This is a genomic window from Streptomyces sp. 13-12-16, assembly GCF_002114215.1.
In the GTDB taxonomy this organism is placed as follows: domain Bacteria; phylum Actinomycetota; class Actinomycetes; order Streptomycetales; family Streptomycetaceae; genus Streptomyces.
On sequence record NZ_NCTE01000826.1, the window covers coordinates 1 to 1788 of the forward strand.

A 1788-nucleotide genomic window follows, 5' to 3' on the forward strand; every position below is an offset into this window, starting at 1 on the left:
GGTCGCCGCCGGCACTCCAGCGACCGGTGTCGGGGAAGCGGGCGGGTGCGCCCCCGGCTGCGGCAGCGCGGCCACCGTCGGGGTGTACGGGACCGAACGCGCCGTGTCCGCGCGGGGAGCACCCCCCGCCCCGACGAGCCGCAGGTCCTGCTGAGCCCGCTCCGCCGACAGCCGCTCGGCCGGATCCTTCCGCAACAGCCCCTCGACGACCGGGGCGAGCGGGCCCGCCCGGCGCGGCGGCGGCAGCTCCTCGTCGACGATGGCCCGCAGGGTGCTGAGCGGGGTGTCCTGACGGAAGGGCGAATGGCCCTCGACCGCCGCGTACAGCAGCACGCCGAGCGACCACAGGTCCGACTCGGGCCCCGGCGTGCGCCCCAGCGCCCGCTCCGGCGCGAGGAACTCGGGCGAACCGACGACCTCCCCGGTCATGGTCAGGGCGGAACTGCCCTCGACCATGGCGATCCCGAAGTCGGTCAGCACGATCCGCCCGTCGTTCGCGATCAGCACGTTGGCCGGCTTCACGTCCCGGTGCAGCACCCCCGCCCCGTGCGCGGCCCGCAGCGCGGCGAGAACCTCCGCACCGATGTGCGCGGCACGCTGCGGAGACAACGGTCCCTCCGCGTCCAGCACCTCGGCCAGCGACAGACCGCGCACCAGCTCCATGACGATCCACGGGCGGCCGTCCTCGGCGGCCACGTCGTACACCGTCACCACGTTGCGGTCGGTGATCCGGGCCGCCGCCCACGCCTCCCGCTCCAGCCGCGCGTACATCCGCTCCACGTCGGACGCTGGCAGTCCGGCCGGGGCGCGCACCTCCTTGACGGCGACCTCGCGGTGCAGCAGCTCGTCACGGGCCCGCCACACGGTGCCCATGCCGCCCTCACCCAGCGGTGACAGCAGCCGGTACCGGCCCGCGACCACCCGCTCACTGCCCGGTTCTTCGGACACGGCGCCCCCATTCGCATCCGGGCGAATTCTCCCTTTCCTCATGAAAGTAGCTCAGCCGAGTGCGGATGCCGCCCCCCTGAACACCAATCCGGCACCCAGGGCCACGACGACGAACGCCGATCCCAGGGGCGCACTCCGGCGCACGAGCGTCGCCCACGGGGCCGCCGTCCAGCGGGGGCGCCGGGCCAGCAGCCTGGTCACACCGCTGCCCGCCTTCACGACCGCGTACCCGGCCGCGGTGAGCGTCAGGGCCAGCCCGACGCCGTACGCGACGACGAGCAGCAGCCCGAACCAGGCCTGGCCGAGCGCGGCGGCGCCGACCAGCACCACGACGGCGGACGGGCTGGGCACCAGCCCGCCGGCGAAACCGAGCAGGACCGTGCCGCGCAGGGTGGGGGCGGTGGGATGGGTGTGGGCGCGACCGCCGTGCGTGTGGGTGTGCGTGTGTCCATGCGAGTGCCCGTGCCCGTGCCCGTACCCGTGGTCATGGTGGTGCGTGTGGTTCCGGTGGCGCAGGGCCCGGCGTACGAGGCTCGCGCCGGCCAGGGTGACGAGTGCGCCGCTCGCGATGCCCAGCCAGGCGATCACCGAGGGCGCGGCGGCCGAACCGGCCGTGACCAGCAGGCCCAGGGCGACCACGCCGAGCGTGTGGGTGACGGTGACCGAGGCGGCCATGGGCAGGACGTCCCGCAGCCGGGCCCTGCCCCCGCGCGCCGCCGCAGTCGCGGCCATGAGCGTCTTGCCGTGGCCGGGGGCGAGCGCGTGCATCGCGCCGAGCCCGACGGCGATCAGCAGCGCGAGCGCGGCGAGACCCGCGGTCAGGTCGCGCCGGGCGACGAG

At 75.5% G+C, this 1788-nt stretch carries 1 protein-coding gene and 1 pseudogene; both read right to left on the reverse strand.

The genetic code is table 11. From position 1 onward, the window contains the following. The coding region (locus B7767_RS29820; RefSeq protein WP_143652696.1) for a serine/threonine-protein kinase at nucleotides 1-990 on the reverse strand (990 nt) is incomplete at its 3' end. Nucleotides 991-999: 9 nt separating this feature from the next. Further along, nucleotides 1000-1788: pseudogene (locus tag B7767_RS29825) on the reverse strand (nickel transporter); the annotation flags it as partial.